We start from the raw sequence: 22,899 nt of genomic DNA on the forward strand, positions 1-22,899 counted from the left end.
CGCAGCGCCACCCGGCAATGAACTTAATGATAGGTCTTAATAATCTCCAGCACGCCGTTAATAATAAACTGCACGCCCATACAGACCAGTAAGAAGCCCATCAGACGGGAAATCGCCTCGATACCGCCCTTGCCTACCCAGCGCATGATGGCGCCGGAGCTGCGCAGCGATGCCCACACGATAATCCCGATAATCGCAAAAATCAGCGGCGGTGCCACCGTCAGCACCCAGTCCGGGAAGGTTGCGCTGTCACGCACCGTCGACGCGGAGCTGATGATCATCGCGATGGTCCCCGGCCCCGCCGTGCTCGGCATGGCAATCGGCACGAAGGCGATATTCGCGCTCGGTTCGGTTTCCAGTTCTTCCGATTTGCTGGTCGCTTCCGGCGACTCATGCGCTTTTTGCGCCGGGAATAACATGCGGAAACCAATAAAGGCCACGATCAGCCCCCCGGCGATACGCAGGCCAGGGATGGAAATCCCGAAGGTATTCATCACCAGTTGCCCGGCGTAGTAAGCCACCATCATGATGGCAAACACATACACCGAGGCCATCATCGACTGATGATTGCGCTCGGCGCTGTTCATATTCCCTGCCAGCCCGAGGAAAAGCGCCACCGTCGTTAACGGGTTAGCCAACGGCAGCAAGACCACCAGCCCAAGGCTGATTGCTTTAATCAAATCCAACATAGTGCGTTGTCGTCCTTATCCATATTTAACACAGCAATTATAGGGGGAAAGTGTGACATTCAGCCATGGGCGCAACGTAACGATTATTTTCCTTCTGAAAAGATAACAGGAAGTTATCCCTATGATTTGAAACACCTTAAAAAAAGTTCATGAAACGTTTTAGCAATTCGTGGCATCGGCTGATTCATTCAGTTGACTTATACTTGCCTGAGCAATAATATCTGCCGTGACTAATTACTTGCCAGGGCAACCATTGTGAAAAGCACCAGTGATATCTTTAACGACGTTGTTCCGCTGGGTCGTCTTATTCATATGGTCAATCAGAAAAAAGATCGCCTGCTCAATGACTATCTGTCACCGCTGGATATCACCGCAACACAGTTCAAAGTGCTGTGTTCCATTCGCTGCGAAGTGTGTATCACGCCGGTTGAGCTGAAAAAGGTGCTCTCTGTCGATCTGGGTGCGTTAACCCGCATGCTCGATCGTCTCGTCTGCAAAGGATGGATAGAACGAAGCCCTAACCCGAATGACAAACGCGGCGTACTGGTGAAGCTGACCAGCGATGGCGCGGCCATGTGCGAGCAATGTCATCAATTAGTAGGACAAACACTGCATCAGGAACTAACAAAAAACTTAACGGCAGATGAAGTGGCAACCCTTGAGCTTTTGCTGAAGAAAATCCTGCCGTAAACAGAAAAAAGAGGTATGACGATGTCCAGACGCAATACTGACGCTATCACCATTCATAGCATTTTGGACTGGATCGAGGATAACCTGGAATCGCCGCTCTCCCTTGAAAAAGTGTCAGAGCGTTCAGGTTACTCCAAATGGCACCTGCAACGGATGTTCAAAAAAGAGACCGGCCATTCATTAGGTCAATATATTCGCAGCCGCAAGCTGACGGAGATTGCCCAGAAACTGAAAGAAAGCAATGAGCCGATCCTTTATCTGGCGGAGCGTTACGGTTTTGAATCGCAGCAAACCCTGACGCGTACGTTCAAGAACTATTTTGACGTGCCACCTCATAAGTACCGAATCACCAGCGTGCCGGGCGAATCCCGATACCTGTATCCGTTAAAACACTGTAGTTAATCATCGCCTGTCACAGACGTAACCGAGGAAATCATGAAAGTTATCGCCTCCGCCGCCCTCGCCTTGCTGGTGCTGTTCTCCAGCCAGACCTTCGCGGAGCAAACCCCTCGTGCAACGCAGCAAAATAATCCGGATACGATGATTTTGCCGTCCGCACATGACCAGTCGCCCTATGATTTCAACCACATGGGTGCTGGTAGCGACAAATCCGACGAATTAGGCGTGCCTTATTATAATCAGCACGGCTTCTGATTCGTTTTTGCCCCGCAGACGCGGGGCTTTTTTATGCCTTTTCGCTTACCCGCGTCGTCCGACGAACCCGCAGACCAAACACGTTAATGTACAGCCCGGCCATGATCAGCACGGCACCCAACAGCTGCAGCGCGCTTAGCGTTTCATCCAGCAATATCGCCGCACTGGCAAGCCCTACCACCGGCACCAGCAGAGATAACGGCGCGACGCGCCAGGTCTCATAACGCCCCAGCAGCGATCCCCAGATCCCGTAGCCCACAATGGTGGCGACAAAGGCCAGATAGACGAGAGACAGGATCGTGGTCATATCGATGTCGACCAGACTGTTCAGCATCACCGCCGGACCGTCCAGAATACTCGACGCCAGCAGAAACGGGATAACCGGGATCAGTGCGCTCCACACCACCAGCGACATCACCGCCGGGCGCGCCTCGTGCTGCATGATCAGCTTGTTGAAGATATTTCCGCAGGCCCAGCTCAGCCCCGCCGCCAGCGTCAGCATAAACCCGAGCAGCGCCACGTGCTGTCCGTTCAGGCTGGCCTCGATCAGCACCAGTACGCCAAACACCGCCAGCGTGATCCCCGCCAGCTGATTGCCCTGCAGGCGCTCGCCAAACACAAACGCCCCGAGAATAATGGTAAAGAACGCCTGCGCCTGTAACACCAGCGAGGCCAGACCCGCAGGCATACCGAACTTGATGGCGCAAAAGAGAAACGCGAACTGGCCAAAGCTGATGGTCAGACCGTAGCCCAGCAGCAGTTTAAAGGGGATCTTTGGACGCGCCACAAAGAAGATGGCCGGGAAAGCGACCAGCATAAAACGTAAGCCGGCCAGCATCAGCGGCGGCATGTTGTGCAGCCCCAGCTTGATGACCACAAAATTGAGCCCCCATACTACGACCACCAGCAGTGCCAGCAGCCCGTCTTTCCGCGTCATATCCCGCCCCTGAATTATTAATAATTTGTTAACACTTCAAGGTAACAGAAAAAAGTGCGTCACGAGAAGATCATTATTTCTGGCAGGCAGCTGAAGCACTTAGGGATAAATCGGGTGCTATACAAGCCCCTTATGTCATGGTAATCCTGTTAACACACATCGAATAAAAGCATAAGCAACTGTCGGGCAGGAATATGAAACCATCTCTCAGGCGCTCAACCGCAGCGCTGCTGGCATCGTCATTGTTATTAACCATCGGTCGAGGGGCAACGCTGCCGTTTATGACCATCTATCTCACGCGCGTCTACAGCATGAGCGTCGAGAATATTGGTTATGCCCTGACGATTGCGCTGACTATCGGCGTGGTGTTCAGCCTGGGATTTGGCATTCTTGCCGATAAGTTTGATAAAAAACGCTACATGCTGATCGCGATTGTGGCGTTTATCGCCGGATTTGTGGCGATCCCGCTGGTCAATAACGTCACGCTGGTGGTGCTGTTTTTTGCGCTGATCAACTGCGCCTACTCCGTCTTTTCGACGGTGCTGAAAGCCTGGTTCTCCGACGTCCTCACCTCCAGCCAGAAGGCGCGGGTCTTTTCGCTGAACTACAGCTTCCTGAACATTGGCTGGACGGTCGGCCCGCCGATTGGCACCTTGCTGGTGATGTACAGCCTGCAGCTGCCGTTCTGGCTGGCAGCCTTCTGTGCCGCCCTGCCGCTGGGCTTTATCCACTTCTTTGTGCAGAAAAGCGTGGCGTTAGATACCGCCGAGGAGAAGACGCCGTGGCAGCCGTCGGTCTTGCTGAAAGATCGCGCGCTGTTCTGGTACACGCTCTCTGGCCTGCTGGCGTCGTACGTGGGCGGGTCGTTCGCGAGCTGTATTTCGCAATACGTTCTCGCTGCACATGCGGACAGCGATTTCGCCGAAAAGGTGGTCGCCGTGGTACTGCCCGTCAACGCCGCCGTGGTGGTAACGCTGCAATATGCGCTGGGCCGCAAAATCTCAGCCAGCAATATCCGCCCGCTGATGTCCCTCGCCACCCTGTTTTTTATCGTGGGGCTGGGCGGCTTTATGCTCTCCGGGGAAAACCTGGTTTACTGGGGCATCGCTGCCGCTATTTTCACGCTGGGTGAGATTATCTATGCGCCGGGTGAATACATGCTGATCGACAACATTGCGCCACCGGGAATGAAGGCGAGCTATTTCTCCGCGCAGGCGCTGGGCTGGCTCGGCGCGGCGGCAAACCCGATGATCACCGGTATCATCCTGACCAACCTGCCGCACTGGTCGTTGTTTGTGATTATGATGGCCGCGATTATTGTGGCGTGGCTGATGATTTTGCGCGGGATGAGCGTGAAGGCATGGTGCGAGTCACCCAAAGCGGCGTAGCAAATGTAGGCCGGGCAAGGCGAAGCCGCCTCCCGGCAAAAGCAAAAACCTAGTGGTGCAACATCTCCTCCACCACCTGCTCTTTATACATCTCGTTCGGATAATAGGTCGGCCAGTTATCCATCTCTTTCAGCAGCGCCTCGTGGGAGGTATTGCCCATGAAAATATGGAAGTGCGAAGAGGCCTTCGGTCCGATGGTATGGTCGCTGAACTGGACAAACTTCGGCGCCTTGCTGCTGGCGTCCTTGCACTCAAAGAGATAGCGCACGCCTTTCTTGCCTGACGCGTAGGTCAGAATTTTGTAGCCGCTGTAATCATACTGGCAGCGGCTGACCGCTTTCCCCTGATGGAATTCCATCACGTTATTTTCGATACCGATGGCATCCACGTCCGTCGCATAACCCGTGCGGTAGTAGGCTTTCACCTCATCAAAGGATTTGCTTTTATCCTTCTGCGCTTTCTGCTTAAAGACCGGATCCAGCGAACCATCGAGCAGGAACGGATAGACCGACTGCCAGGTGCCGTCCCAGTCAGACAGCGCTCTGTCCTTCACGTCTTTATCCTCAAACACGCCGTTCGCCGCTTTCTGTTCTGCTTCGGTCATCTGGTGGCCGTGCGAGTGAGCAAACAGCTGGCCGCTGACCAGCAGCGCCCCCAGAGTCATGGCAAATTTCCCAATATGTGCAGCCAAAGTAACGCCCTCATTCCGTTTTATAAGAATGAGAATGTTATATTATAACATTTCAGATCGCAACCAGCCCGCGAACGCCCTCCTGCTCCATATTTTCACCCCGCCCGCGCTGAATAATGGTGCCGCGGGACATCAGCAAATAGCTGTCGGCCAGCTCGGCGGCAAAGTCGTAAAACTGCTCAACAAGCAGGATCGCCATGTCGCCTCTGTTTGCCAGGGTGCGGATCACGTGGCCGATCTCTTTAATAACGGAAGGCTGTATGCCTTCGGTCGGTTCATCCAGGATAAGCAGCCGCGGACGACTCGCCAGCGCGCGACCAATCGCCAGCTGCTGCTGCTGACCACCCGAGAGATCGCCCCCGCGACGGTGCTTCATCTCTTTGAGCACCGGGAACAGCTGCCAGATCTCCTCCGGCACCTGCTTCGCCTCGCGGGCGGAAAACCGCGATAGCCCCAGCAGGAGGTTCTCCTCCACGGTCAGGCGCGGAAAAATCTCGCGTCCCTGCGGGACATACGCCACGCCAGACTGCACCCGCTGGTGCGGTTTGCTGTGGGTAATCGTTTTCCCCTGCCAGATGACCTCCCCGGTTTTCGCCGGGATCAGCCCCATCAGACACTTCAGCAGCGTGGTTTTCCCCACGCCGTTGCGCCCCAGCAGACAGGTGACTTCGCCGGTGATGGCCTCAAAGCTCACGCCGCGCAGGATGTGGCTGCCGCCGTAATACTGATTCAGTTCGTTGACCTGTAGCATTCCCTCTCCTTAACGTCCCAGATAGACCTCAATCACCTGCTCGTTGGCCTGCACCTCACGCAGCGACCCTTCCGCCAACACCCGCCCCTGATGCAGCACCGTCACGTGGTCGGCAATCGTTTCAACAAAGCCCATATCGTGCTCCACCACCATCAGGGAGTGTTTGCCCGCCAGCGTTTTGAACAGCTCTGCGGTGTATTCGGTTTCCGCGTCGGTCATTCCGGCGGCGGGTTCATCCAGCAGCAGCAGATGCGGGTCCTGCACCAGCAGCATGCCGATCTCCAGGAACTGTTTCTGTCCGTGGGAAAGCAGCCCGGCCCGTCGGTCGCGCTCCGCGCTAAGGCGCAGCAAAACCAGCATCTCGTCGATCCGGTCACGCTGCTCCCCATTGAGTTTTGCCCGCAGGCTCGCCCAGACGGATTTATCCGTTTTCATGGCGATCTCCAGGTTTTCCCACACCGTCAGCGCTTCAAAAACCGTGGGCTTCTGGAATTTACGCCCGATGCCCTGGCGGGCGATGGCCGCAGGCTCCAGCGCGGTCAGGTCGATGGACTGATCGTAAATCGCCCTACCGCTCTTTGGCCGCGTTTTGCCGGTGATGACGTCCATCAGCGTGGTTTTACCCGCACCGTTGGGGCCAATCACGCAGCGCAGCTCGCCCACGCCGATATTCAGCGAGAGATCGGTCAGGGCCTGAAAACCATCAAAATTGACGTTAATGGATTCAAGCTGAAGCACCGGGTCAGTCTGGTCCCGGTAGCGATCGCCGGGCAGCTGGCGGGTAAATAATCCTTCCGTTGGCTGCATCATTTCTCTCCCTTACGCAACAGACCGTAGACGCCGCGCGGCAAGAACAGCGTGACGGCGATAAAAATCAGCCCCAGAAACAGCTGCCAGTACTCCGGCATCGCGACGGTGAAGAAACTTTTCGCCCCGTTCACCAGCGCCGCGCCAATCACCGGCCCCACCAGCGTGCCGCGCCCGCCCAGCGCCACCCAGATGGCGGCCTCTATCGAGTTCGTCGGCGACATTTCACCGGGGTTAATAATGCCGACCTGTGGGACGTACAGCGACCCCGCCAGACCGCACAGCACGGCAGAAAGCGTCCACACCAGCAGCTTGAACCCGCGCGGATCGTAGCCGCAAAAGGTCAGGCGGTTTTCGGCGTCGCGCACGGCGGTCAGGATGCGGCCAAACTTGCTCTTCGCCAGCGCAAACCCGGTGCCCAGGGCCAGAAGCAGCAACAGCACGGTCGCCAGGAACAGCGCGATGCGGGTGGTCGTTTCCGTTACCGAAAACCCGAGCAGCGTGGTAAAACCGGTAAAGCCGTTATTGCCGCCAAACCCGGTTTCGTTCCGAAAGAACAGCAGCATCCCGGCATAGGTCAGCGCCTGGGTCATAATCGAGAAATAGACCCCTTTGATCTTCGAGCGGAAGGCAAACCAGCCAAACACCAGCGCCAGCAGGCCCGGCACAAGCACAATCAGCACCAGCGCCCAGGCAAAGTGCTGGGTGCCCCACCAGAACCAGGGCAGCTCGCTCCAGGAGAGAAACGACATAAACGCGGGCAGACCGTCACCTGCAGCCTGGCGCATCAGGTACATGCCCATCGCGTAGCCGCCCAGCGCGAAGAAGATCCCGTGCCCAAGGGACAGCATGCCGGCGTAGCCCCACACCAGATCCAGCGCCACCGCAACGATGGCATAGCAGAGGATCTTGCCAATCAGCGTCAGCATCCAGGTCGACAGCGCCAGCGGATGCGTCGCAGGCAGTAAGGCGAAAAACGGCAATATCAGCAGACACACCACCAGCAGGCTGCCTGCAAGTTGCGTTGTGCGTGGCGCTTTACGCGCCAGCGTTAAGGTCAGCGGCTGGCTCATCAGTCAATCACCCTCCCTTTCAGCGCAAACAGCCCCTGCGGGCGTTTCTGAATAAACAGCACGATCGCCACCAGAATCACGATCTTGCCCAGCACCGCCCCCATCTGGGGTTCAAGGATTTTATTAAAGATCCCCAGACCAAACGCCGCGGCCACGCTGCCTGCCAGCTGGCCTACGCCTCCGAGCACCACCACAAGGAAGGAGTCGATGATATAGCCCTGGCCCAGCTCAGGCCCGACGTTACCGAGCTGCGATAGCGCCACGCCGCCTAACCCCGCAATCCCGGAGCCAAGCCCAAACGCCAGCATATCGACGCGCCATGTCGGTACCCCGCAGCAGGCGGCCATGCTGCGGTTTTGCGTCACCGCCCGCACGTTAAGCCCCAGACGGGTTTTATTCAGAATGAGCCAGGTAAAGAACAGCACCAGCAGCACGAAGCCCAGCACCACGATGCGGTTCCACGGCAGCGTCAGGTTAGCAAAAACCTGCACCCCGCCGGAGAGCCATGCCGGGTTCGCCACCTCCAGGTTCTGGGCGCCAAAGGTCATGCGCACCAGCTGGATAAGCATCAGGCTGATGCCCCACGTCGCCAGCAGCGTTTCCAGCGGACGACCGTACAGATGACGGATCACCGTGCGCTCCAGCACCATTCCAATGCCCGCCGTCAGGCAGAACGCGACCGGCAAGGCGATAACGGGATAGAGCGCCAGCCACTGGGGCGCAAGCCCGGCCATCGCCTGCTGCACCATCCAGGTCGCATATGCCCCCAGCATCAGCATCTCGCCGTGAGCCATATTAATCACGCCCAGCAGGCCGTAGGTGATAGCCAGCCCCAGCGCGGCCAGCAGCAGCACCGACCCAAGGGACAGCCCCATAAACGCCTTGCCCAGCAGGTCGCCCCACATCAGGCGGTGTTGGATCTGGCTAAGACTCTCTTCTGCGGCCGCGCGCACCGCGCTATCCGGCTCCGTCTGTGGCAGGGTAAACGGGGTAAGCCTGGACTGCACGTCCGGATCGTCTGACTGGCCTAACAATTCGACGGCCTTGCGACGCACTTCCGGCTGCGGGCTGGCCAGCTGGAGATTCGCGACCGCCAGCAGCAGCGCCTGACGCGCCACGGCGTCCGTCTCATCGTTCACACGCTTTTCCAGAAAAGCGAGCATCCCGGGCTGGGCATCGCGCTGCAGCTGACGCGCCGCCGCCCGTCTTTCGGTGACACTGTCACTCACCAGCTGATGCGTGGCGATAGCAGTTGCAGCCAGCACGCGCAGCCGGTTCGTCAGGCGCACGGCTTTGGTTGGGCCCTCTGCCGTCTGACTCTCCCCCAGCGGGATGACGTTGCCATCGCGTTGTGCAAAGGCGTGCTTTTGCGTATCGACGTAGAGATTTTCCTTTTGTAGCGCCTCAAGGAGCGGCAGTCTTGACGCATCCGGCGCGGCGGCCCACTGCGTCAACAAATCCGCCTGCTGGCTGCGGCTGGCGGCAACAAAACGATCGGCATCCGATGCCTGCACCATCCCTGGCAGCAGTCCGGAAAGCCATACAAGAGCGATGAACAGGCGCATGGCGTTCATGACGTTTCTCCCTGCGGTGATGGCTTAGTTGCTGGCGGTTTTCATCGGCTGGTCGGGCTTTTTGTCATTCCCGGCGATGAACGGGCTCCACGGCTGGGCGCGTACCGGCTGCTCCGTCTGCCACACCACGTTAAACTGGCCGTTGCCCTCGATTTCGCCGATCATGACCGGCTTGTGCAGATGATGGTTGGTGGCATCCATGGTGAGCGTAAAGCCTGACGGCGCCTTAAAGGACTGACCGGCCATCGCCGCACGCACTTTGTCCACATCGGTAGTGCCCGCTTTTTCCACCGCCTGCGCCCACATGTGAATACCTACGTAGGTGGCTTCCATCGGATCGTTAGTTACGACGGTATCGGCGTTCGGCAGCTTGTGCGCCTTCGCATAGGCTTTGTAATCCGCTACAAACGCCTGGTTAGTCGGGTTATCCACGGACTCAAAGTAGTTCCAGGCTGCCAGGTTACCCACCAGCGGTTTGGTGTCGATCCCGCGCAGCTCTTCTTCACCCACGGAGAACGCCACCACCGGCACGTCCGTCGCCTTCAGCCCCTGGTTAGCCAGCTCTTTGTAGAACGGCACGTTGGAGTCGCCGTTGATGGTCGACACCACGGCAGTTTTGCCGCCCGCGGAGAATTTTTTGATGTTGGCAACGATGGTCTGGTAGTCGCTATGACCAAACGGGGTGTAAACCTCTTCGATGTCCTTATCCTCCACCCCTTTCGAATGCAGGAACGCGCGCAGGATCTTATTGGTGGTGCGCGGGTAAACGTAATCGGTGCCCAGCAGGAAGAAGCGCTTCGCCGCGCCGCCGTCTTCACTCATCAGGTATTCCACCGCCGGGATCGCCTGCTGGTTCGGCGCCGCGCCGGTATAGAAGACGTTTGGCGACATCTCTTCGCCTTCATACTGCACCGGATAGAACAGCAGGCCGTTCAGCTCCTCAAAGACCGGCAGTACGGATTTGCGCGACACCGACGTCCAGCAGCCGAATACCACCGCCACTTTATCCTGGCTCAGCAGCTGACGCGCCTTCTCGGCAAACAGCGGCCAGTTTGAGGCCGGATCCACCACCACCGGCTCCAGTTTCTTGCCCAGCACGCCGCCTTTGGCGTTGATCTCATCGATGGTCATCAGCGCGACGTCTTTCAGCGGGGTTTCGGAGATGGCCATGGTGCCGGACAGCGAATGCATGATCCCCACCTTGATGGTATCGGCCGCCTGCGCGCCAAAACTCATCCCCATCGCCACGACGGACGCGGATAACGCAAAAGCTTTTAATAAGGTACGACGCTGCATATTTTCACTCCTGAAAAAGAACGCTGTGCGAAAACGTCCGGTACGGCGTGGACGCGGAAAAAAAAGTGTCAGCGAAGCAGGAGCAAAAAGAGTGCCAGAATGGAGATAGCGCTATTTCTGGGAGGGGAACGCCGGATGTAAAGAGAACGACTCAGAATGGTACAGCGCTGCACTTTTATAATGCAGCGCCGTATAACGGGGTTACCAGACTTCGCTGGCGATCTGCGTGACCAGCCGGACTTTGTCCCACTGCTGGGCTTCGCTCAGGCTGTTGCCCTCTTCGGTCGAGGCAAAACCGCACTGCGGGCTGAGGCAAATCTGCTCTTTTGCCACGTATTTCGCCGCCTCTTCGAGACGGGCTTTAATTCCCTCCGGATTCTCCAGCTCGCCGTTTTTTGTAGTGATAAGACCCAACACCACCTGCTGTTTGCCCGGGCGAACAAAGCGCAGGGGCGCGAAATCCCCGCTGCGGTCGTTATCATATTCGAGGAAGAAGGCGTCAACGTTGACCGTTCCGAACAGCACTTCCGCTACCGGCTCGTAGCCGCCTTCGGAAATCCAGGTGGAACGGAAATTGCCGCGACAGACGTGCAGTCCGATGGTCAGATCGTCCGGCTTGCCCTCCAGCGCCTTGTTCAGCACGCGGGCATAGATGCGCGCCAGCTCATCGGCGTCGTCGCCGCGCTCGCGGATCTGACGGCGCTGGTCGTCCGAACAGAGATAGGCCCAGACGGTGTCATCCAGCTGCAGATAACGGCAGCCCGCGTCGTAGAAGGCCCGGATGGCATCGCGCCACGTGGTCGCCAGGTCATCGAAATAGACGTCAAGGTCCGGATACACGGTCGCATCAATATCTTTGCGACCGCCGCGGAAGTGCAGCACGCTTGGGCTCGGAATGGTCATTTTTGGCTGGGCGTTACCGCTGATGCTTTTCAGATAGCGGAAATCGTCCAGCATCGGGTGCTCGCCAAAGCCCAGCTTGCCGGTGACGCGCACGCCGTGGGCTTTGGTTTGCACGCCGTTAAACTGGATGCCCTGCTGGGAATCGTAACGCTCAACGCCCTGAAGACCGTCGAAGAAGTCGAAGTGCCACCAGGCACGACGAAACTCACCGTCGGTCACCACATGCAGGCCGCACGCACACTGCTGCTCGACGACGTGGCGAATGGCCTCGTCCTCCACCGCACGAAGCTGCCCGGCATCAATCTCACCGCTGGCAAATTTCAGGCGAGCCTGCTTGATGGCATCCGGGCGTAAAAAACTGCCGACTACGTCGGCGCGGTACGGGGCGTGGCGTCGTTGCATGGAAATCTCCTCAGTCTGCCGGCGATAATTGCCCGCAGTGATAATTCATTATTTGAAGCTTTAGACTTCTGGATGTCTAAATGTCCAAAAACAATGTCATACCTCACCGGTGCCGGCAAACGAGAAAATTTCACGTATGTTGAAAAAAATTCATCTTCACAGCGCGGCGACGGACGCCTCGCTGGCAAACGCGTAGCGTTCATCTTCCCAGCCGGTGATCCCACCGAGCATGATTTTGACCGGCAGCCCGAGACGGGCCAGCTTCAGCGCGGCTCTGTCCGCGCCGTTACAGTGCGGCCCTGCGCAGTAGACGACAAACAGCGTCCCTTCAGGCCATTGGGCCATGCGCTCAGCGGTCATCTGGCTCCACGGCATATGCAGAGCGCCCGGCACATGGCGACGGGCAAACTGCTCCGGGCTCCCCACCACGTGCAGCAAAACAAAGTCCTGCTCATTATGCGTGATGGCATGATGCACATCGGCGCAGTCGGTTTCGACGCTCAGGCGACGCAGAAAATGGGTAACGGCTTCCTGCGGTTCGGCAGCCGGAAATTCAGTAACATAGCTCATGATCCTTCCTCATCTTTGGCGTTTGTGTTAACACTACTCTATCCACAAATTCAGCTCATGAATGCGCTCGCTTATGCCAGAAAACATCAAAAAGATGACAACGTTAAGACAGATTGCCCGCCCGAAGGTGGTGGTGCTGGCGTATGACGGTCTGTGTACCTTTGAGTTTGGCGTGGCGGTGGAAATCTTCGGCCTGCCGCGCCCCGAGCTGGGTGACGACTGGTATCGTTTTGCCGTGGCAAGCGTTGACAACGGTGAGCTTCGGGCGACCGGCGGGATCCGTATCATTACCGATGGCGATATCTCCCTGCTTGCGTCTGCCGATCTGATCGTGGTGCCGGGCTGGCGGGGGGTGGACTCGCCGGTCCCGGACGCGCTCTGCAACGCATTACGTCAGGCCAGCGCGCGGGGCTGTCAGCTACTCTCCATCTGCTCGGGTGTATTTGTGCTGGCCGCCTCCGGTCTGCTCAACGGACGCAAAGCCACGACGCACTGGCGCTACATTGAGACGCTTAAAGCCCGCTACCCTGACATCGACGTGGTCGAGGATGTGCTCTACCAGGACGAAGGCGAGATCCTGACTTCCGCAGGCAGCGCGGCGGGGATCGATCTCTGTCTGCACGTCGTGCGTCGGGATTTCGGGATGGAAACCGCCAACAGCGTGGCGAGGCGGCTTGTCATTCCCCCTCACCGGGATGGATCTCAGCCGCAACAGCTGAGCCGCCCGGTGGCGCAGCTGCGGGAAAGCCAGCGCCTCGGTCAGCTGTTTGATTTTCTGCACACGCATCTTACCGAGCCGCACAGCGTCGACTCGCTGGCGCGTCGTGTCGGTATGAGTCAGCGCACGTTTCTGCGTCGCTTCGAAGCGGCAACGGGAACGACGCCTGCCCGCTGGTTACTCAATGAGCGCCTGCTGCGGGCGAAAGATTATCTGGAAAGCAGTCGTTTAAGCATCGACAGCATCGCGGAACAAACCGGGTTTGGTCAGGCATCGACGCTGCGTCATCATTTTCGCCAGCAGTTCGCGATTTCCCCGGCCCAGTACCGTAAACAATTTTCTCATGCCGGTACTGCCCGCTGAGGCGTCAGTCTTTTGGTTTCGCTGGAATACGGAGAACCTGATGGTCACCACACACGTTTTTATCGCAACCAGTCTTGATGGCTACATCGCCCGACACAATGATGATATCGACTGGCTGCTGCAGCGCGATGACCCGAATGAGGATCATGGCTACACGGCGTTCATCGCGGACAAAGACTGGATCGTGATGGGCCGTGGGAGCTATGAGAAGGTGCGGACCTTTGAGACATGGCCTTATGACCGGCCCGTACTGGTGCTCTCCCGTCAGCTGGTCGACACGCCCGTACCCGACACGCTGAGGGGCAAAGTACAGTTTTCCGGCCGCACGCCAAAGGAGGTGCTCGACGATCTGGCGAGGCAGAACGCCCGTCGCGTCTATCTCGATGGTGGGCAAGTCATACAGTCGTTCCTGCGAGAAGGACTGGTGGCCGATATGGTGATCACAACCGTTCCTGTCCTGCTCGGTTCGGGAAAATCGCTGTTTGGCGCCCTTCCCGGGGATATCGATTTGACGCTGGTCTCCAGCCGCAGCTTTCCTTCGGGTCTGGTGCAGTCGCACTATCGGGTGACGCCATAACCCCACGGCCAACACCGCTACGTTATGCGCAAAAAAAACCGCCAAAAAATGGCGGTAAATGCTTGCATGGATAGATTTGTATTTTGGTCTCTACGTCCCGACACTCCATGGCCGGGCTGCGGATCCCATACAACCTAACACTCGTTATCTTAACGAAGGTTAAACAGCCTTTTTAACCCGCACTGGTAATGTTCTCTGATGAGATGCAGCGCGCCCGAAATCATACTCTTTGACATTCCCTTTGCGCTAATTTGAACTTTTGAATAATAACAATAATAAATAATCGGCATCATTAAGCCGCAACGTTATTCGGCGGTGACCTCATGGTTAAAAAAGGTTTATCTCTCGTGATGCTTATCTGTGCCCTCTTTTCAGGCCAGCTTATGGCCGGGCACAAAGGACATGAATATCTGTGGGTAAAGAATGTGGATCATCAGCTGCGTCATGAAGCCGATAGCGATGAATTGCGAAGCGCGGCGGAGGAGTCGGCGGAGGGTTTGCGCGAACACCACCTGTGGCAGAAATCGCGCAAACCGGACACGCACGTTCGGTAGTTAGCTGCCCTTGCGTTTTGGCAGGGTTTTCATCAGATCGTCCGGGCTGACGGACGCCACAATACTGCCGGGCTGCGGCATTTTGAAGATGTGGTTTTTCATCTTGCCAATTACATGCATTTCGCACGGACGGCAGTCAAATTTGAGGGTCAGCACTTCGTCACCGTTTACGAGCTGCATAGGCGTGGCCTTCCAGCTCTTGATGTTGCCTTTCGCCTGCTTAGGACACAGGTTAAACGCGAAACGAAGGCAGTGTTTGGTGATCATCACCGGCACATCGCCCTTCTCCTCATGCGCCTCATAAGCCGCGTCGATCAGCTGCACGCCGTGGCGATGATAGAATTCACGCGCTTTATGGTTGTAGACGTTGGCGAGGAAGGATAAATGCGTATCCGGGTAGACGGGCGCAGGAACGGTTTCCGCTTTACGGCTAGCCCGCGGGTAGTTCGCCAGGCGCGCGTCATCCAGCATCTCGGCGGTTTCACGGCGGAACTGGTTGAGCAAACTGTTCGGCACAAAGAGGGCATCCGGCAGATTGACCTCAACGTTGCGGGCGTAGTAAATCGTCTGCCCCAGCTTTGCGACGCCATCCTTCAGGCTGTTGAGCGCTTTCTCCGCGTTGTTTGCCACCTCGAACAGGCCATCAAGCGTATGCGTTACGCTGATGCCGTCTTCACAGGTCATGGTCAGAATCAGCTGCTCTTCCCAGCCGCCCAGTTCAATATCCACCGCGATACGACGCTCGCTGGAGGTTTTCAGCAGCGCCTGCTGCCAGTTATGATCGAGGTTACGGTTAAGCGCCGCGTTCGGCCGCGCCTTGTAGAGATCGGCCGGCATTTCGTTCGGCCATACGCGGTAGCGGTTCTCACCGGTTTTCTCCACCGTGTTGGCGCGGAAGCCCACGACCTCACGCTTAATCATCACGTTAAGGCCATCGCCGTTCGCCAGCGGTTCCGTCACCGCAACATCAAGGTGATCTTTCGCCACTTTCAGCACTTCACCCACCGGCAAACCGATAAACTTCGGTGAGTCAAACGCGCCGATATCCCCTTTACGGGCATTCACGAAATAGTCCGTGCTGCCGCGGTGGAACGTTTTGTCCGTCGACGGAATAAAGAAATGCTCGGTACGACCGGCCGACGCGCGCGCCAGGTCACCGCGATCTTCGATGATGGCGTCCAGCATCTGGCGATAGTGCGCGGTGATATTCTTCACGTAGCTCATATCTTTATAGCGCCCTTCAATCTTGAAGGAACGCACGCCCGCGTCGATCAGCGCGCCCAGGTTGGCGGTCTGGTCGTTATCCTTCATCGAGAGCAGGTGTTTTTCAAATGCCACCACGCGGCCCTGGTCGTCTTTCAGGGTATACGGCAGACGGCAGGCCTGAGAGCAGTCGCCGCGGTTGGCGCTGCGGCCCGTCTGCGCGTGCGAAATGTTGCACTGGCCGGAATAGGCGACGCACAGCGCGCCGTGGATGAAGAATTCAATCGTCGCGTCTGTCGCCTGGTGAATATCGCGGATCTGATTCAGGTTCAGCTCACGCGCCAGAACGATCTGCGAAAAGCCGACGTCAGAGAGAAACTTCGCCTTCTCTACCGTGCGGATATCACATTGGGTACTGGCATGCAGTTCAATGGGGGGAATATCCAGCTCCAGCACGCCCATATCCTGAACAATCAGGGCATCCACCCCGGCCTGGTAGAGATCGGTAATCAGACGTTGCGCAGGCTCCAGCTCATCATCATGAAGAATGGTGTTCAGGGTAACGAACACCTTCGCCCCGAAACGGTGGGCGAACGGCACCAGCTCAGCAATATCGCTCAGGGTGTTGCTGGCGTTATGGCGGGCACCGAAGCCCGGGCCGCCAATGTAGATGGCGTCTGCGCCATGAAGGATCGCTTCACGGGCAATGGCGGCGTCACGGGCCGGGCTTAAAAGTTCAAGATGATGGGATTGCAGGCGCATACTTCGTCGTTATCCGTTATGGTCAAAATGGCGGCTATTGTAGTCAGAAGTCTGCGTCAGCGAAACAGTTTTGCGTAGCCTCAGCGGGGATAATGAATCAGGGAGTGAAAATGCACCGTCCGGTCGCTGCTGTTGCGGTAGGCGTGCGGTTTATCGCCGGCAAAACGGACGCCGGAATCGGCTGAAATCGTCTGCCATTTGCCCTCGAGCTTCATCTCCAGCTCGCCGCTGACCACCACCACATGTTCAATCACCCCCGCCTCATGCGGCGTGGATTCACTCAGGGCGCCGGGGGCCAGGGTAATGGAGAAATAATCAAACCGGAGCGCCTCGTCCCACGGAAAGAGCGGCTTGACGACCATCGCCTGCTGCTGCGGGTCAAACACCGCCTGCCGGTCCGCCTCCGGTGTGATGAAGGCGGAAAACGGCACGTTCAGTCCCGTGGCAATTTTCCACAGCGTCGACACCGTGGGGCTGGATTCATTTCGCTCGATTTGCCCGAGCATGGCCTTTGATACGCCGGTTTCGTCCGCCAGCTTCGACAGGCTCCAGCCCCGTGCCTGGCGTAATGTTTTCAGTGTTGCTGCAAGGTGTTGTGTGATGTCCATATTTCCTCCTGACGACGAGCATACCACTTGTACGCTATAACGCACAGTGTTACCTTACTCCGGACGTTATAACGCACAACGGAGTTTTCATGCGCCCTTCCTCTCATCTTGTTCCGGTCGTACTGGCTGGATTTGTCGCCGTTCTCGTGGGCTACGCCAGCTCGGCCGCCATCATCTGGCAGGCCGCCGCCGCGGCTGGCGCCAGCGCGCAGCAGATCGCAGGCTGGATGACCGCACTGGGGATTGGGATGGGCGTCAGCACGCTGGTGCTTTCCTGGTGGTACAAAGCGCCCGTGCTGACCGCCTGGTCGACGCCCGGCGCGGCGCTGCTCGCCACCAGCCTGCACGGCGTCACGCTGGCGGAAACCATCGGCGTGTTCATCTTTGCCAACGCGCTAATTTTGCTCTGCGGCATCACCGGGCTTTTCGCCCGTCTGATGACGTTGATCCCCCATTCGCTTGCTGCCGCCATGCTCGCCGGGGTACTGCTGCAGTTTGGCCTGCACGCGTTTGCGCATCTTGAGGGGCACTTTCTGCTGTGCGGCAGCATGATTGCGGCATGGCTGATCGCAAAAGCGCTGTCGCCGCGCTATGCCATCGTGGTCACGCTTCTGGTGGGCGGTATCGTGGCCTGGGCCGGTGGTGACGTTGTCACGGATAAGTTCACCCTTTCACTGGTGAAACCCGAATTTATTGCGCCCGCCTTCACCTTCACCAGCCTGGTGAGTATTGGCTTGCCCTTCTTCCTCGTGACCATGGCCTCGCAAAATGCGCCGGGTTTCGCCACCATGAAAGCCTCCGGCTACCCGCTGGCGGCCTCACCGCTCATCATCGTGACGGGTGGACTGGCGCTGCTGTTTTCTCCGTTTGGCGTCTTTTCTATCTGCATTGCGGCCATTACCGCCGCCATTTGTCAAAGCCCGGATGCACATCCGGACGCGGATAAACGCTGGCTGGCAGCCATCGCAGCCGGCGGGTTTTATATGCTGGCGGGAATTTTCGGTGGCTCTATTACCGGGCTGATGGCCGCCCTGCCGCTCAGCTGGATCCAGACGCTCGCCGGTCTGGCGCTGCTGGGCACCATCAGCGGGAGTTTATACCAGGCGCTGAGTCACGAAGCGGAGCGCGACGCGGCCATCGTCACGTTTCTGACGACCGCAAGCGGCGTCACGATCCTGGGCATCGGTTCGGCGTTCTGGGGGCTGGTGCTGGGCGGGGTATGTTACGCCCTGTTTTCACGCGCTCGCCGCGCGTAGCTGCGACGGCGTCATGCCCGTCGCGCTGCGAAAGCGGTTGCTGAAGTGGCTGGCGGAGTTAAACCCGCAGGCCAGCGCAATGTCCGTCAGTGGCATGGAGGTATGCTGCACCAGCTCTTTCGCTTTGACCATACGCCTGTGCATCACGTACTGATGCGGTGCCAGCCCCGTCGACTGGCGGAACATGCGGGCAAAATGGTATTCGCTGAGGGCAGCCTGCGCCGCCAGCTCGGCCAGCGTCAGGGGCTGCCCCAGGTTCTCTTCGATAAAGGCCAGCACGTTGCGCAGAACAAACGGCGATAACCCGCCGGTGACGACCGGCAGCTTCCACTGCACGTTTGAGTAGTTTTGCAGCAGATGGGTCAGCAGCAGCGTGGAGGCCGTGCTCAGGGTGAGCTGGTTGGCGTGCTGCTGCCAGTCACAGCCCAGTAAAAACTGGCGATACAGCGTGGTGATCTTCGGGTCGCTGCCAAAAATACGCTCGTCCAGGGTCAGCGAAAGCGGCCGCTTATCCCAGATTTTTTCTCCCACGTCGCGCAGGTGTTCATCGGTGCAGTAGAGATGCACAAACGACAGGTCATCGCGGATATCCCACGTCGATTCGCTCTCTTTGGGCATCAGGCAGAAACGGTCCGGCCCCCCGCCGTTCTTCCAGCCTCTTGGCGTTTTTTGATAGCTTTCGTAGCCGTCCGCCACGTACAGGCTGAGGGTATGATGGTTGCTCTTTACGGTGATCGTGTCGTGCTTGTTGTACCACGCGGCCAGCTGAATACCCGAATTCAGCGAGACGGTTTCCCGCAGGACTGCATTCTGTTGGCAAAGCGTTTCAAAGGTATCGTAAGCGTGAGACATAACCGTTAGCGCGTGAAGAATCGGAATATCAGTCTAAGAAGAGTTGTCGCCCGTTGCCAGTCCCTCCAGAAGAAAAAAGCGCAAGATTTTGCAAGTCTGCCGCAAGCGGGTGAAAGCCCGTTACGCATCTCAGCGTCATACTGCGGGCTTCCGCGGTTTAAGAAGAGACAACTATGAACGCATTATTATACGGACTCGTGGTCATTATCTGGGGAACCACCTGGATTGCGATTTTCCTGCAGCAGGGCCCCGTCGCGGCGCCGGTGTCCATTTTCTGGCGCTTCGCCGTCGCCAGCCTCACCATGATGGTGGTGTTACTCGCCCTGCGTCGCCTGCGCACGCTGGCGCTTCGGGATCATCTTTTTTGCCTGCTTCAGGGATGCTGTGTTTTCTGCTTTAACTTCTGGTGTTTTTACACGGCAGCGGCACATATCAATACCGGGCTGGAGTCGGTGATCTTCTCCATGGCGGTACTCTATAACGCCATTAACAGCTTTATTTTCTTCGGCCAGCGCCCGCCCGCGCGTTTCTGGACGGCGGCGGCGCTGGGGCTGGTCGGGATTGTCACCCTCTTCTGGGACGATCTGCTGGCCAGCGGCTGGAGCGCGTCACTCCTGACCGGTATTGGGCTTTCCGCACTGGGTACCTACGGCTTCTCGCTGGGCAATATGATCAGCATGCGCCATCAGCGCAGAGGCCTGGAAACCATGACCACCAACGCCTGGGCGATGCTCTATGGCACGCTGGTGATGGGCTGCATTGCGCTGTTCAGAGGCGATAGCTTTGTACCGGAATGGACGGTGAGCTATCTCGGCGCGCTGGTGTATCTGGCCCTGTTTGGCTCGGTGATTGCTTTTGGCGCCTACTTCACGCTGGTGGGACGTATTGGCCCGGGCAAAGCGGCCTACAGCACGCTGCTCTTCCCGCTGGTGGCGCTCTCCATCTCCACGGTGTATGAAGGCTACGTCTGGCATGTCAACGGTATCGTGGGATTAGTGCTGATTCTGGGAGGAAATATGGTGATGTTTACCAAACCGGAAACCTGGTTCAGACGCTTACGAATGGCATAAATAAAAAGGCCTGCATTACGCAGGCCGTTTTATTTTATTTCGCGGTCTTTTTCACATCAAACATGGTGGCGTCCGTCGCCATGTCATCAACAACCTGCTTCAGCGTCGCAAAGGTCATTGGTGTGTTTTCGTTATTCAGCTCTTTACCTTCGCCTTTACGTACCACCTTCATAACCGGTTTGTTGGTGGCCGCATCGATCAGCTCACCTTCAAAGAAGAGATGCGTATCCATGGTGCGGTGTCCGGTTGCCATCTGCGTCCCGGCAACCACCAGCGCCACAGGCACCACTTCATAGAACTGCAGCCCCTCTTTCTGCGAACTCACCCCGGTAATCGCGCCACGGAAAATCAGGCTGTGTTTACCCGGCGTGGTGACAACTGGCTTACGCGTACCAATCGCCGTTTTCATTTTGTTATTGGTGTAATTCAACAACTCATCAAGCGTTTTTTGCCCAATTTGCGTGGTGGGTTTTGGCGTTGGATAATAGGTAATTGGCGTCCAGAGAATGCTGTCGTAATTGGCTTCGTTATACGAAGGATCGACCCAACGCAGCGTTGGTTTTCCCGTCGCCGAGGTCGTTTGCTGCAAGCCTGAATAATCTTTTAAAAAGCCGGAGTATTGTTCCGGAGCGGCGACTTTTGAAGAACAGCCCGCCAACGCCAACAGACCAGTAAGCACTGCAACTTTAAAAAAAGTTTGAGTACGCATGATAGTTTTCCATGTTATCTGCAAGTATGCATTTGAAGTTATAGCAAAAGTCTGGCGGGTTTGTTGTGACAAAAAATGATGCCAGGAGCACAAATTGCAAAAAGATTGCCCGGACGCATGCCGGGCAGTGAAAAATTACTGATTTATATCCACTTGCCAGAACAGATGTTTGCCAAACGGATCGATTTCATAGCCCTTCACCTCCTTGCGCACCGGTTCGAAAATCGTTGAATGCGCAATCATCACCGCAGGCATCTGGTCATGCATCATCTGCTGAGCCTGTTTATACAGCGCCACCCGTTTATCATGATCGGTTATCGATTTGGCTTCAGCAACGATCTTATCAAACGGCTTATAGCACCATTTCGCCGAATTTGATCCACCGTTTGCCGAGGTGCAGGTAAACAGCGGACCAAAGAAGTTGTCAGGATCGCCCGTTGCGGTCGTCCAGCCCATCAGCGCAGCCTGATGTTCCCCGCCCTTCACACGCTTAAGGTATTCGCCCCACTCGTAGGTAACGATTTTGGTCTGTACGCCAATTTTCGCCCAGTCCGCCTGAATCATCTCCGCCATGCGTTTCGCATTCGGGTTATAGGGACGCTGGACCGGCATCGCCCATAAATCGATGCTGACGCCGCTGGCAAAGCCGGCCTTTTTCAGCAGCGCTTTGGCTTTTTCAGGATCGTAGTCGTAATCCTTAAGCTCGCTGTCGGCGCTCCAGACGCCAGGCGGCAGCAGGTTCTTTGCCGCCGTTCCGGTACCGTGGAACACCGCGTCAATAATGGCCGGTTTGTTGATGGCCATCGCCAGCGCCTGACGGACCTTCACGTTATCCAGCGGCGGCTTCTGCGTGTTGAACGCCAGGAAGCCGGTATTCAGTCCGGCTTTGCTCATCAGGTTGATATCTTTATTGGCCTTCATGCGCGGCAGATCGGCCGGGTTCGGGAACGGCATCACCTGACATTCGTTCTTCTCAATTTTGGCAAAACGCACGGAGGCATCCGGGGTGATGCTAAACACCAGTCGGTCCAGCTTCGATTTCCCCTGCCAGTAGTCGGCAAACGCCGTGAACAGGATCCGGGAATCCTTCTGATACTGCGCCAGCTTAAACGGCCCGGTGCCGATGGGCTCCATATCCACCTTCTCCGGCGTGCCCGCTTTCAGCATCGCGTCGGCATACTCCGCCGAAAGGATTGAGGCAAAATACCAGGCCAGATCGGCGACAAACGGCGCTTCCGGGTGCGCCAGGGTAAAGCGCACGGTGTGGTCATCGACTTTATCAATGGCGGTTATCAGGCTGCCGAACTCCAGGCTTTCGAAGTTGGAGTAGCTGCCGTTAGAGACATTATGGTAGGGATGATTCACGTCTTTCTGGCGCCTAAACGAGAAAATCACGTCGTCGGCGTTAAAGTCGCGGGTTGGCGTGAAGGATTTATTACTCTGGAACTTCACGCCCTGACGCAGATGGAAGGTGTAAACCTTGCCGTCGTCGCTCACCTCCCAGCGCTCCGCCAGGCTCGGCACCAGCTCCGTGGTGCCGGGTTTGAAATCGACCAGACGGTTATAGACCGGCACGGCGCTGGCGTCGACGCTGGTTCCCGAGGTGTAAAGCTGAGGATTAAAGTTTTCCGGCGATCCTTCGGAACAATACACCAGCGTTTTCGCGGCGACGGCGGAACTGACCGTGAGCGCCGCAAGCGCCAGCGCAATAGTTGTGAGTTTGCTTGTCATCATTTATTCCTGTCTTTTTAATTCGACGGCTAATTAATTCTTTTGCCATTTCATAAATAACATTAAAGTGA

Annotated in this window: 24 protein-coding genes; 9 read left to right on the forward strand and 15 right to left on the reverse strand. The window is 57.2% G+C overall.

Going from position 1 to position 22,899, the window contains the following annotated elements:
* Positions 1-23: 23 nt before the first annotated feature.
* Positions 24-689 carry a MarC family NAAT transporter gene (locus B498_RS06675; RefSeq protein ID WP_008502235.1) on the reverse strand — a complete coding sequence of 222 codons (666 nt, stop codon included), beginning with the start codon at positions 687-689 and terminating at the stop codon, positions 24-26.
* 255 nt (positions 690-944) lie between these two features.
* Here B498_RS06675 and marR point away from each other — a divergent pair, with 255 nt between their 5' ends.
* Genes marR through marB form a run of 3 tightly spaced genes read left to right on the forward strand, consistent with a single transcriptional unit; the run spans position 945 to position 2,033 of the window.
* Positions 945-1,379, forward strand: coding sequence for a multiple antibiotic resistance transcriptional regulator MarR (marR, locus tag B498_RS06670; RefSeq protein ID WP_008502236.1), 435 nt, complete (start codon positions 945-947; stop codon positions 1,377-1,379).
* Positions 1,380-1,400: 21 nt separating this feature from the next.
* The gene (marA, locus tag B498_RS06665; protein WP_008502237.1) at positions 1,401-1,781 is read left to right on the forward strand and encodes an MDR efflux pump AcrAB transcriptional activator MarA; all 381 of its coding nucleotides are present in this window, start codon (positions 1,401-1,403) and stop codon (positions 1,779-1,781) included.
* 33 nt (positions 1,782-1,814) lie between these two features.
* A complete protein-coding gene (marB, locus tag B498_RS06660; RefSeq protein ID WP_008502238.1) occupies positions 1,815-2,033 on the forward strand; it encodes a multiple antibiotic resistance protein MarB in 219 nt (72 codons plus the stop codon).
* 31 nt (positions 2,034-2,064) lie between these two features.
* Here the strand turns inward: marB and eamA are convergent, their stop codons facing one another.
* The gene (gene eamA / locus B498_RS06655) at positions 2,065-2,970 is read right to left on the reverse strand and encodes an O-acetylserine/cysteine exporter (protein ID WP_008502239.1); all 906 of its coding nucleotides are present in this window, start codon (positions 2,968-2,970) and stop codon (positions 2,065-2,067) included.
* A 194-nt stretch (positions 2,971-3,164) separates the two neighbouring features.
* On the opposite strand from eamA, the gene ydeE reads away from it, so the two are divergent.
* Positions 3,165-4,358 (forward strand): efflux MFS transporter YdeE, encoded by a 1,194-nt coding sequence (ydeE, locus tag B498_RS06650; RefSeq protein ID WP_008502240.1) that lies wholly within the window; start codon positions 3,165-3,167, stop codon positions 4,356-4,358.
* Between the two features lie 49 nt (positions 4,359-4,407).
* On the opposite strand, the gene zinT is transcribed toward ydeE, so the two are convergent.
* The 8 genes from zinT to B498_RS06610 form a co-directional block, all read right to left on the reverse strand.
* A complete protein-coding gene (gene zinT, locus B498_RS06645) occupies positions 4,408-5,049 on the reverse strand; it encodes a metal-binding protein ZinT (RefSeq protein WP_008502241.1) in 642 nt (213 codons plus the stop codon).
* Positions 5,050-5,101: 52 nt separating this feature from the next.
* A complete protein-coding gene (gene urtE / locus B498_RS06640) occupies positions 5,102-5,800 on the reverse strand; it encodes an urea ABC transporter ATP-binding subunit UrtE (protein ID WP_008502242.1) in 699 nt (232 codons plus the stop codon).
* A 9-nt stretch (positions 5,801-5,809) separates the two neighbouring features.
* Positions 5,810-6,607, reverse strand: coding sequence for an urea ABC transporter ATP-binding protein UrtD (urtD, locus tag B498_RS06635; RefSeq protein ID WP_008502243.1), 798 nt, complete (start codon positions 6,605-6,607; stop codon positions 5,810-5,812).
* On the reverse strand, positions 6,607-7,680 hold the full coding sequence (urtC, locus tag B498_RS06630) for an urea ABC transporter permease subunit UrtC (protein ID WP_008502244.1): 1,074 nt from the start codon (positions 7,678-7,680) through the stop codon (positions 6,607-6,609). The genes urtD and urtC overlap by 1 nt, the downstream gene beginning before the upstream one ends.
* On the reverse strand, positions 7,680-9,254 hold the full coding sequence (urtB, locus tag B498_RS06625) for an urea ABC transporter permease subunit UrtB (RefSeq protein WP_008502245.1): 1,575 nt from the start codon (positions 9,252-9,254) through the stop codon (positions 7,680-7,682). Before urtB ends, urtC begins: the two co-directional genes overlap by 1 nt.
* A 24-nt stretch (positions 9,255-9,278) precedes the next feature.
* Positions 9,279-10,550, reverse strand: a complete 1,272-nt coding sequence (gene urtA / locus B498_RS06620) for an urea ABC transporter substrate-binding protein (protein ID WP_008502246.1) — start codon at positions 10,548-10,550, stop codon at positions 9,279-9,281.
* Between the two features lie 201 nt (positions 10,551-10,751).
* Positions 10,752-11,855 (reverse strand): cobalamin-independent methionine synthase II family protein, encoded by a 1,104-nt coding sequence (locus tag B498_RS06615; protein ID WP_008502247.1) that lies wholly within the window; start codon positions 11,853-11,855, stop codon positions 10,752-10,754.
* Between the two features lie 156 nt (positions 11,856-12,011).
* The gene (locus B498_RS06610) at positions 12,012-12,425 is read right to left on the reverse strand and encodes a rhodanese-like domain-containing protein (protein WP_008502248.1); all 414 of its coding nucleotides are present in this window, start codon (positions 12,423-12,425) and stop codon (positions 12,012-12,014) included.
* Positions 12,426-12,498: 73 nt separating this feature from the next.
* On the opposite strand from B498_RS06610, the gene ftrA reads away from it, so the two are divergent.
* From ftrA to B498_RS06595, 3 genes are all read left to right on the forward strand, one after another.
* A complete protein-coding gene (ftrA, locus tag B498_RS06605; RefSeq protein ID WP_008502249.1) occupies positions 12,499-13,506 on the forward strand; it encodes a transcriptional regulator FtrA in 1,008 nt (335 codons plus the stop codon).
* Positions 13,507-13,546: 40 nt separating this feature from the next.
* Positions 13,547-14,083, forward strand: coding sequence for a dihydrofolate reductase family protein (locus tag B498_RS06600; RefSeq protein WP_008502250.1), 537 nt, complete (start codon positions 13,547-13,549; stop codon positions 14,081-14,083).
* A gap of 323 nt (positions 14,084-14,406) precedes the next feature.
* The gene (locus B498_RS06595; protein WP_008502251.1) at positions 14,407-14,637 is read left to right on the forward strand and encodes a DUF2554 family protein; all 231 of its coding nucleotides are present in this window, start codon (positions 14,407-14,409) and stop codon (positions 14,635-14,637) included.
* On the opposite strand, the gene B498_RS06590 is transcribed toward B498_RS06595, so the two are convergent.
* Together B498_RS06590 and B498_RS06585 are read right to left on the reverse strand one after the other, a co-directional pair.
* Complete coding sequence (locus B498_RS06590) at positions 14,638-16,602, reverse strand: peptidase U32 family protein (protein ID WP_008502253.1); 1,965 nt, start codon at positions 16,600-16,602, stop codon at positions 14,638-14,640.
* Positions 16,603-16,682: 80 nt separating this feature from the next.
* Positions 16,683-17,210, reverse strand: coding sequence for a helix-turn-helix domain-containing protein (locus tag B498_RS06585; protein ID WP_008502254.1), 528 nt, complete (start codon positions 17,208-17,210; stop codon positions 16,683-16,685).
* An 89-nt stretch (positions 17,211-17,299) separates the two neighbouring features.
* On the opposite strand from B498_RS06585, the gene B498_RS06580 reads away from it, so the two are divergent.
* Positions 17,300-18,466 carry a benzoate/H(+) symporter BenE family transporter gene (locus B498_RS06580; RefSeq protein WP_008502255.1) on the forward strand — a complete coding sequence of 389 codons (1,167 nt, stop codon included), beginning with the start codon at positions 17,300-17,302 and terminating at the stop codon, positions 18,464-18,466.
* On the opposite strand, the gene B498_RS06575 is transcribed toward B498_RS06580, so the two are convergent.
* Positions 18,446-19,318, reverse strand: a complete 873-nt coding sequence (locus B498_RS06575; protein WP_008502256.1) for a helix-turn-helix transcriptional regulator — start codon at positions 19,316-19,318, stop codon at positions 18,446-18,448. The genes B498_RS06580 and B498_RS06575 overlap by 21 nt on opposite strands.
* A 173-nt stretch (positions 19,319-19,491) precedes the next feature.
* On the opposite strand from B498_RS06575, the gene B498_RS06570 reads away from it, so the two are divergent.
* Positions 19,492-20,388, forward strand: a complete 897-nt coding sequence (locus B498_RS06570; protein ID WP_008502257.1) for a DMT family transporter — start codon at positions 19,492-19,494, stop codon at positions 20,386-20,388.
* Between the two features lie 34 nt (positions 20,389-20,422).
* On the opposite strand, the gene B498_RS06565 is transcribed toward B498_RS06570, so the two are convergent.
* The gene (locus B498_RS06565) at positions 20,423-21,097 is read right to left on the reverse strand and encodes a DUF3313 domain-containing protein (protein WP_008502258.1); all 675 of its coding nucleotides are present in this window, start codon (positions 21,095-21,097) and stop codon (positions 20,423-20,425) included.
* A gap of 135 nt (positions 21,098-21,232) precedes the next feature.
* Positions 21,233-22,828, reverse strand: a complete 1,596-nt coding sequence (locus tag B498_RS06560) for an ABC transporter substrate-binding protein (RefSeq protein ID WP_008502259.1) — start codon at positions 22,826-22,828, stop codon at positions 21,233-21,235.
* Between the last annotated feature and the right edge of the window lie 71 nt (positions 22,829-22,899).

It is taken from the genome of Enterobacter sp. SST3 (genome assembly GCF_000286655.1).
GTDB classification, from domain to species: Bacteria; Pseudomonadota; Gammaproteobacteria; order Enterobacterales; family Enterobacteriaceae; genus Enterobacter; species Enterobacter roggenkampii.